The sequence below is a fragment of the Peribacillus alkalitolerans genome (assembly GCF_010882125.1).
In the GTDB taxonomy this organism is placed as follows: Bacteria; Bacillota; Bacilli; order Bacillales; family DSM-1321; genus Bacillus_BN; species Bacillus_BN alkalitolerans.
In genome coordinates this window covers 1-8,165 of record NZ_JAAGVZ010000043.1, presented here as the reverse complement: position 1 = coordinate 8,165, position 8,165 = coordinate 1, and the positions used below count along the sequence as shown (strand labels likewise).

Genomic DNA, 8,165 nt, shown 5'->3' with positions numbered 1-8,165 from the left:
TATGGACACCCTTGCTTTTGGCTAATGGTTCGCATATCCCAACGCCCATAGCGGACTTTCACCGCCTAGTTGATGAACATGCCTGGCACACCAAAAAAGGCCGTTAATCCCCCTAGATTAACGCCCCTGTTAGCTTAATAATAAGTTTTTCAAAAGTGGTAATGCAAGAATTAATCTTGATATCAAACTAGATTCCGCGCAATAGCGAAAATTCAATCCACTAATGTGCCCCTGAATCCACTCTATATTAATATCATTTTAGAACAAGAAACTCATGTTTCTAATAAACTCTATCCTTCTTTTGTTTAAGTACGTTGGAGCTGGTAATTGCCATGTCAGTGTCTGATTCCCCTCCCCTAATTTGGTACTATTAGAACAGTTCGACTCATATTCTTATAAATGAAAAACAATAAGGTGGAGGTAAAGTTAGTTGAAAAAAATTAAGGTTAGTTTACGACCCATTGTAAGTAAAATAAATTTACCGACTGTTTTGAAAACAACTATTCTTCCAGGTGACTCAATTGAAAGATTATTTATTGCAACACAGGTAGGAGAGATCTTTTACATAGGAAATCGAGAGATAAGGACTTTTTTAGATATTCGCTCTAGAATCATAAAATTAGGTGCTTCTGGTGGTGGATATGATGAAAGAGGATTACTAGGGTTAGCGTTTCATCCAGAATTTTATTATAATGGTCTGTTTTATCTTCATTTTTCATTAGCTGGAACACAAGGTCCAGGTGCTCTTACTAAATCTTTTAAGCCTAATCCGTGTGATCCCAGAACTTTAAATCTTAGGTGGATAAATAGAGAAACTCAATATGATCATATTGATACAGTTGAAGAATGGATTTTACAATCGAATGGACAACCTCAAAAACGACGGACTTTACTTAACTTAAGAAGACCATTTTATAATCATAATGGTTTCAATAGCTTAAACTTTTCACCTGAAACAGGAAAACTTGTTTTAACAACCGGAGATGGTGGATCAGGCTATGATCCATTTAATTTAAGCCAGGACGATATGGAAATTGCAGGTAAAATAATTGAAATTGATGTAGCTAAGAATACTTCTATCTATAATCCACCAGTAGTAACACGTTTTAATGAACTTCCCTCACCTATTCAGGAAACACTTACGGTAATTGCCAAAGGGGTTCGCAATATTCCAGGAATTTCCTTCCTAAGGTTTAATAATCAGTATATCAAATATGCAGGAAATGTCGGACAGCATTTGGTTGAGTCGATTTTTTCATTCGTTCAATATAAGCCAATTCCAGTTACTCAGCTAGTTCAAGCTTCTTTAACGCCCTCTGAACCTGAAGAAGGATTTATTAACTTCGGCTGGCGAGGATGGGAAGGTGCTTTTCCAACTTCGATTATAAAGGAATGCTCTAAAAGTCCGGGATTAGATGAGAAAACAATCGCTTATTACAATGAAACAGTAAATACTTCAGTGCGGAGGCTACAGCCTTTAACTAGTTATTTTCATAAAGAACAAAGGTCCGATAAGTTTGGAGGAACTGCAATTACAGGAGTCCAGCCATACATGGGGAATGGAATCCCTGATTTAACGGGAAACGTTGTTTTTATTGATATTGTCCGGCATGGAGAATCTTCATCTCCTGCTAGAGGGGTTTTAGCTTATACCACCGTAAGAACAGATTGTAAATTAAATGATTATAGTATTATTGAAACCGATTATAATTTTGGATCTCAATCAGCTTATTATGTTAATTTGGGTACGAATCTGAATCAAACCAGATTATATTTAGGGGTTTATGGCTCTATGAATGTGAATGATTATAACCAAGGTACGATTTTTGAAATTGTTCCATAATTCATAACTAAACTACTTAATACTGATATGACTTAATTAAATCTTAATATAAAAAAATAAGATACAAACCCTTAGACTGCGGTTATTTGGATAGTTATTAATTTATAATATTTTTTATTCTTTTAATTATTTTTAAAGCAATCTCAACCCATAACAAGCTATAAAGGAAAGAAAATATAGAGATACTTCCTATTGAAAGAAGTGAAAAAGAAACAGATACGGCGGGACCAAGTACTTGAAAGTTGAAAACATATAGTAGATTAATAATTCCCATCATTAAAAGTATCGTACCAGCAAGAATAATACTTAATCTCTTCGTGAAAAAGTAAAAAGAAGCCCCTATACCTACACCTAACAATCCAGTTGTAAAAGGAAAAACAATTAGTTCAGTCGGTTGCAAGATTAATAACAAAAAAATTGTTAGGAAGTAGGACATTAATCCAATCGGTATAGATAGAATGGAACATAAAAGTATAGGTGCAGTTGCAAGCGGACTTAAGAAATATCCCACCACTGGTAAAAAGCCACCAGCTGATTGTAGAACAGCTGCAATGCAGGCAAATATAGACCCAAAAATGAACTTCAATGTTTTATTATGCTTTTGAAATACAGTTTGAGCTAATCGAACATCATCGGAAATGGTTTTAAAAAAATACATCCATTCACCTCATTATTTGGTTTATAGGTTACCATACATTATATTTTGCTTTGTACATTTGTTACTCCAAGACCTACTGAACTAACCTTTTCATTAAATAAGACCTTTTACCATATATTACTGTTAATTGAAAAAGTTCTAACGTGAAAGTCGAACTTCTAGATTCGTAAAAACTAGTAACACGTAATTTACATCTTCTGAAAAATGAATTGGATCGTAATTTTCTCAAAATAGATATACTTCAAATTTGCATCATCAAAACATCCCTTTGTGGAGGAATGATAGCTGTTATGATGATGCCTGGATAATAATTGGTTAATTACAGTTGTGGTTATTAAAAAAGCAAGGCCCAATTGGCCCTGCTTGTTATTTGACTATTACTGTTCCAACCATTCCTTCCTGGAAATGGTACCGACATATCAGTTCGTATGTACCGGGCATTTTTGGTTCCACGGTAATTGTTTTTTCATTTCCTGGTTGGATCTCTGCATCAATTCCGAGCTTATCCACTGTGAAGGTGTGCACTTTCTTACCTTTGTTTTTCAATATCAACGTTGTGGTTATTCCATTCGGAATAGAAATGACTTTTGGATTAAAGAAATCATCGTTCAAGTCGACCTCAATCGCTTTCCCCCTCTCCATAGGCTGAGTTACAAGACCCGATTCCGCAGATACACCGGTTGAGCCTAGAGTTGTCAAAACTATAATCATTCCAAGCAAAACGGCCAATCCTGTTAACCACTTTTTCACATACATCGCAATCCCTCCTTTCCTAAACCCTATTTTTTTCTAATTCATAAAATATTATTACAAATCGTACCTACTTATAATATGGTTCATCCTAACAATATTAAATTTTAAGACTTTAAAAACAAAAGCACTGAGTAGTCAGTGCTTTTGTTTACGTAGGTTATATTGTTCTTATGAGTATTTCTTTAAGGATTCTTTTATTAGTAATTCACATAAGTCTTCATAACTTATTTGATTAGCATGAGCTTCTTGAGGTAATAAACTAGTTTGCGTCATACCAGGTAGAGAATTCGCTTCAATACAATAAATTACATGATCCTGATTAACAATAAAGTCTATTCTAGAATAGACTTTTAATCCTAATAAATTATGAACTTTTAACGCATTGTTTTGTAATTCTTCAGCTAAACTATCTGGAATATTGGCAGGAGATATTTCTTCACTTGCACCTTCTTGATACTTACTTTGGTAATCGAAGAAACCTTGCTTAGGAATAATTTCAATAACAGGTAAAGCAATATTTCCAATTATGCCAACAGAAAACTCTCTTCCCTCTATTTTTTCCTCAATTAGAATAGTTTTTGAAATATCTTTAATTTCTTCTAATGCTTTATGAGTTTCATCAGAATTATTAAGAATTATTACTCCTATACTAGAACCGTTGTCATTTGGCTTCACAACAACTGGATAATTAATTTCTGGTAATTCTTTATCAAAATTATAAATATCCCATTTTGGCGTTTTTATCCCATTAAAAGTCATTAGTTCTTTTGAAATTTTTTTATTCATCGCTAATAGACTGCCCTCATAGCAACTACCAGTATATTGAATTCCGTATATATCGAATAATGCCTGTAATTGTCCATTTTCACCAATTCCGCCATGGAGAGCAAGGAAGCAAATATCGGCATCTTGACATATTTCTAACACATTAGGACCAATTAAAGACTTTTGATTATTTTGCTGTTTTCGTAATACTTCCAAATTAGGTCTTTCTTTAGGCACATTATAAGTATATGTTACTTTTCTATATTTTTTATAAGCTGAATCAAAATCATAAACATCTTTTAAACCTTTATAAATATCTAGTAATAATACATCATGATTTTTTGAAATTAAAGCATTAGAAATTTGAGCACCAGAAGCAAGAGAAACATCCCTTTCATCACTTAATCCTCCAGCTAATACAACAATTCTCATTTTTTTACCTCCTATGAGTTTTATTTATTACGAATTTTATAGATTAAAGGCAACTTATATTCTAAATAAATTGTTAAAAAATGTGCAAAGTATTGAACTTTATTTTTTCAGTGGGGGATTCTCCCCGAACATGATTAAATAAATTGTTTTAATTTTCTCCCCTTTTAATAAAAACCAATTTTTTTGATGATAATATTCAATTCCCTTTTAATTTTCAATAAAAATCCGAATAATAAACGTTTACATATAATAAAAGTTCGTTTATAATCAAATTTGTGTTTAAATAAATTAATTAGCATCATTCGTATATTCTTAGAAAAATGGTCTAAGAGTTTCTACAAGGAGCCTAAAATCCTAACTACGAATGGGTGGTATTATTCTACCCATTTATAGTTAGGATTTTTTTGTTGCCTTAAGATTCTTGAATGACATTATTATTAAAATTTACCTTTTAGGAGTGTATATCATGGAAAATGTATTTGATTATGAAGATATTCAGTTAATTCCTAATAAATGTGTGGTTAACAGCCGTTCTGAGTGTGATACCACTGTGACACTAGGAGGTCGTCAATTTAAACTTCCTGTTGTGCCAGCTAATATGCAAACAATCATTGATGAAAAGATAGCCCTATATCTTGCTGAAAATAATTATTTTTATATTATGCATCGCTTTGAGCCAGAAAAACGACTGTCATTTATAGAGGATATGCAGGCAAAAGGTTTATACGCTTCAATTAGTGTTGGAGTAAAAGAAGAAGAATATCAATTCATTGAAGAGCTTGCTTCAGCAGAGCTTACCCCTGAATTCATAACAATCGACATTGCACATGGTCATTCAAATGCTGTCATTAATATGATTCAGCATATTAAAAAATACCTACCCAAGAGCTTTGTCATTGCTGGTAATGTTGGTACTCCTGAAGCTGTGCGAGAACTTGAGAATGCCGGTGCTGATGCGACGAAAGTTGGGATTGGTCCTGGTAAAGTATGTATCACAAAAATTAAAACAGGATTCGGGACTGGAGGCTGGCAGTTAGCAGCACTTCGTTGGTGTGCAAAGGCAGCAAGTAAACCGATTATTGCTGATGGTGGAATACGAACACACGGTGATATAGCCAAATCAATCCGTTTCGGAGCATCGATGGTCATGATTGGTTCCCTTTTTGCCGGACATGAAGAATCACCTGGAGAAACCATTGAAAAAGATGGAAAGTTTGTTAAAGAATATTTTGGCTCTGCTTCTGAATATCAAAAAGGTGAAAAGAAGAACGTAGAAGGTAAGAAAATGTACGTTGAGCATAAAGGTTCATTACAGGATACGTTAACTGAAATGGAACAAGATCTTCAATCTTCTATTTCATATGCTGGTGGAACTACTTTAGACTCCATTCGTCACGTAGATTATGTTATTGTTAAAAACTCTATTTTTAATGGCGATAAAGTATATTAAAACCTAATTTAAAGAAAACTTCTAAAGGCAAGTAGTTTAATTTTATGGAGATTATTAGATGGACAAGCACGACAGCATACTTAATCCGTAGTGATTAAATATGCTGTTTTTTTATATTTAATATGTTATAAATTCTTGAGGAGATCAATCTAAACACAAAATTCTTGTTAAATAAAACTGCCCCGTTTGTTGAGTACGCCCCTATTCCTTACAGCAATTCTGATCCGGTTTGCTAATTATTTTTTTCTTCTAAATATTTTTTATATGCTCTAGGGCTATTAAAATGTTCTGGGACTTTGTATGTTTCAGATGATAGATTTGAAATATCTTCCTTTGGATTAGTTAAATTAATGGAGATTTTCTTATTAATTTCATTAAGTAGGAACAGCCCTCTAAAGATACAACCTACTATAATACCAAATGCAACAATACCACCAACAAGTGGACCCATCAACAATAAAATATAACCTAAAAAAGAACACAAGATTATTGATAGAAGTAAATACATACAAACCCTCCAATTTTACCTAATTACGATAACTTATCGCTTTTTACAGGATCCTAATACAATATACCTTTCCCCTTTGTTCCAAAGAAGTATATTGTTTTATTTCAATAAAAATAGCGATAATCCTTCTGGATCACCGCCCGGTTAGTTCCGAATGAATATTTATGAATAACTTTTATATATCGCTAAGTTTAGCTATTCTGGGGTAAAAGAATAATAAATTCTGTCCCGATATCCTTTTCACTTATAACTTTTATTTCCCCTTTGAAAGAACGTACAATCTGAAAACTTACCATCATTCCTAGCCCTGTCCCACTTTCTTTTAAGGAATAAAACGGAGACCCGAGCCTATCAATTTGTTTTTTTGTCATGCCAATTCCTTGGTCTTTAATTTTAATCTTTATATATCCATCCTCAGTTGAAGTACAAGTAATCCATACGATTCCACCATCCGGCATAGACTCTATCGCATTTTTCATAATATTTATCAAAGACTGGTTCAGTTTTTGAGGATTAGCATAAATCCAACAGTTATCATGAAGATCAGCTTTAAACTCAACATTATGGTTCAGGGAGTAACTTTGAAGGATATTTATTACACGTTGCAGCTGATAACCTACTTCAACTCTTTCCTTTTTTACGGAATGTTTTCCAAAAGATAAAAAGTCATTTATTATTTCATTTGCACGATCTAATTCATCAATGGATATTTTGATGTATTCCTTCTTTTCATTTGGCAAATCGGGCTCATTTAGAAGTTGCAAAAAGCCTCTAGTAACTTGCATTGGATTTCTAATTTCATGAGCAAATACACTAGTTAACTCACTTATAACTCTAAATCTTTCCGTGTCTTGGATCTCTGAACGTAGCTTGTGAATCTCCCTGATAGTTTCATTTAACATAGCCAATAACCAAGTTACTACTACGACAAAGAATAGATGAATAATCTGTAATTTTAGATACTCTATGGAAAAACCTCTAAGAATACCAGAAAATGTAACACCAATAATACAATAGTAAAATGAAAGACTTACTACAATTTTAACCCTTTTATCTTTTTTCGATCTTGCAAATGATTTTTGAAAAAATAATATTACAGGCAGTGATAATAATATGACTAGAACAGTATTATAGAATCCAATATCAAATCCAAAATAAAGTCGAAAAAGTACAATAATAGCGGATAGGATGATCGATGGCCAAAATCCGCCGTATAAGCTCCCAAATAATAGAGGAATAATTCTTAAATCCAAACGGGCATTTAGACCAAAATTTACTGGAAAGAACATGCATAGCAATATTGATACTCCCCACAAAATGCACATTACTATGTTTCGATTAACATTGCTCTTTACCTTCTCCGTGATAAATGTAAAGTAAACAAATATGGGTATGACCATAATCGTTAATTGAAGCAAAAAATCCTTAATAATACTCATCTTAGTTACCTTTCATATTCTGTTCATTATTACATGTTTTCTCATTACACCCTAAAGGAATTGCATGCCTTACAATTAGTTAGAAAGCCAACCTGCACAAATACCATAACAAAATCGACCAATTATTTTACAAGATATGAAAGTGAATCCATTGTCTACAAATCTAGTATAAGTTAAGTAACACGAAAGTGCTAATTGACAAAAAAATAGCTGCCATTATGCTATAGTACCCCTAAAGTAGACTCTAAAAAGAAACTGACTTTTATCCCTCGTGGTAAAATCAATTTAAGTCTATTTGGGGGTTTTTTTATGTCTAA

The 8,165-nt window shown here is 32.8% G+C and carries 7 protein-coding genes and 1 riboswitch; of the genes, 2 read left to right on the top strand and 5 right to left on the bottom strand.

All coding sequences use genetic code 11. The features are described from left to right. Positions 1–430: 430 nt before the first annotated feature. Positions 431–1,843 (top strand): PQQ-dependent sugar dehydrogenase, encoded by a 1,413-nt coding sequence (locus G3O09_RS21750; RefSeq protein WP_163103533.1) that lies wholly within the window; start codon positions 431–433, stop codon positions 1,841–1,843. 97 nt (positions 1,844–1,940) lie between these two features. Here the strand turns inward: G3O09_RS21750 and G3O09_RS21745 are convergent, their stop codons facing one another. The 3 genes from G3O09_RS21745 to G3O09_RS21735 form a co-directional block, all read right to left on the bottom strand. After that, complete coding sequence (locus G3O09_RS21745) at positions 1,941–2,501, bottom strand: hypothetical protein (protein ID WP_163103532.1); 561 nt, start codon at positions 2,499–2,501, stop codon at positions 1,941–1,943. 366 nt (positions 2,502–2,867) lie between these two features. Further along, positions 2,868–3,257: a cupredoxin domain-containing protein gene (locus tag G3O09_RS21740; RefSeq protein ID WP_163103531.1), complete on the bottom strand. Its 390-nt coding sequence runs from the start codon at positions 3,255–3,257 to the stop codon at positions 2,868–2,870. A gap of 165 nt (positions 3,258–3,422) precedes the next feature. Next, on the bottom strand, positions 3,423–4,451 hold the full coding sequence (locus G3O09_RS21735) for a D-alanine--D-alanine ligase family protein (protein WP_163103530.1): 1,029 nt from the start codon (positions 4,449–4,451) through the stop codon (positions 3,423–3,425). A gap of 282 nt (positions 4,452–4,733) precedes the next feature. Next, positions 4,734–4,832, top strand: a riboswitch (purine riboswitch). Between the two features lie 85 nt (positions 4,833–4,917). Here G3O09_RS21735 and guaC point away from each other — a divergent pair. After that, positions 4,918–5,901, top strand: coding sequence for a GMP reductase (gene guaC / locus G3O09_RS21730; RefSeq protein WP_163103529.1), 984 nt, complete (start codon positions 4,918–4,920; stop codon positions 5,899–5,901). A 232-nt stretch (positions 5,902–6,133) separates the two neighbouring features. Here the strand turns inward: guaC and G3O09_RS21725 are convergent, their stop codons facing one another. Then, entirely contained in the window at positions 6,134–6,409 is a 276-nt protein-coding gene (locus tag G3O09_RS21725) for a hypothetical protein (RefSeq protein ID WP_163103528.1), read from the bottom strand. Positions 6,410–6,600: 191 nt separating this feature from the next. Next, complete coding sequence (locus G3O09_RS21720; RefSeq protein WP_163103527.1) at positions 6,601–7,848, bottom strand: sensor histidine kinase; 1,248 nt, start codon at positions 7,846–7,848, stop codon at positions 6,601–6,603. Between the last annotated feature and the right edge of the window lie 317 nt (positions 7,849–8,165).

Excerpts from the sequence above, each read along its gene's own strand:
- G3O09_RS21745 (WP_163103532.1), bottom strand. The coding sequence starts at position 2,501 with ATGTATTTTTTTAAAACCATTTCCGATGATGTTCGATTAGCTCAAACT.
- G3O09_RS21740 (WP_163103531.1), bottom strand. The coding sequence starts at position 3,257 with ATGTATGTGAAAAAGTGGTTAACAGGATTGGCCGTTTTGCTTGGAATG.
- G3O09_RS21735 (WP_163103530.1), bottom strand. The coding sequence starts at position 4,451 with ATGAGAATTGTTGTATTAGCTGGAGGATTAAGTGATGAAAGGGATGTT.
- guaC (WP_163103529.1), top strand. The coding sequence starts at position 4,918 with ATGGAAAATGTATTTGATTATGAAGATATTCAGTTAATTCCTAATAAA.
- G3O09_RS21725 (WP_163103528.1), bottom strand. The coding sequence starts at position 6,409 with ATGTATTTACTTCTATCAATAATCTTGTGTTCTTTTTTAGGTTATATT.
- G3O09_RS21720 (WP_163103527.1), bottom strand. The coding sequence starts at position 7,848 with ATGAGTATTATTAAGGATTTTTTGCTTCAATTAACGATTATGGTCATA.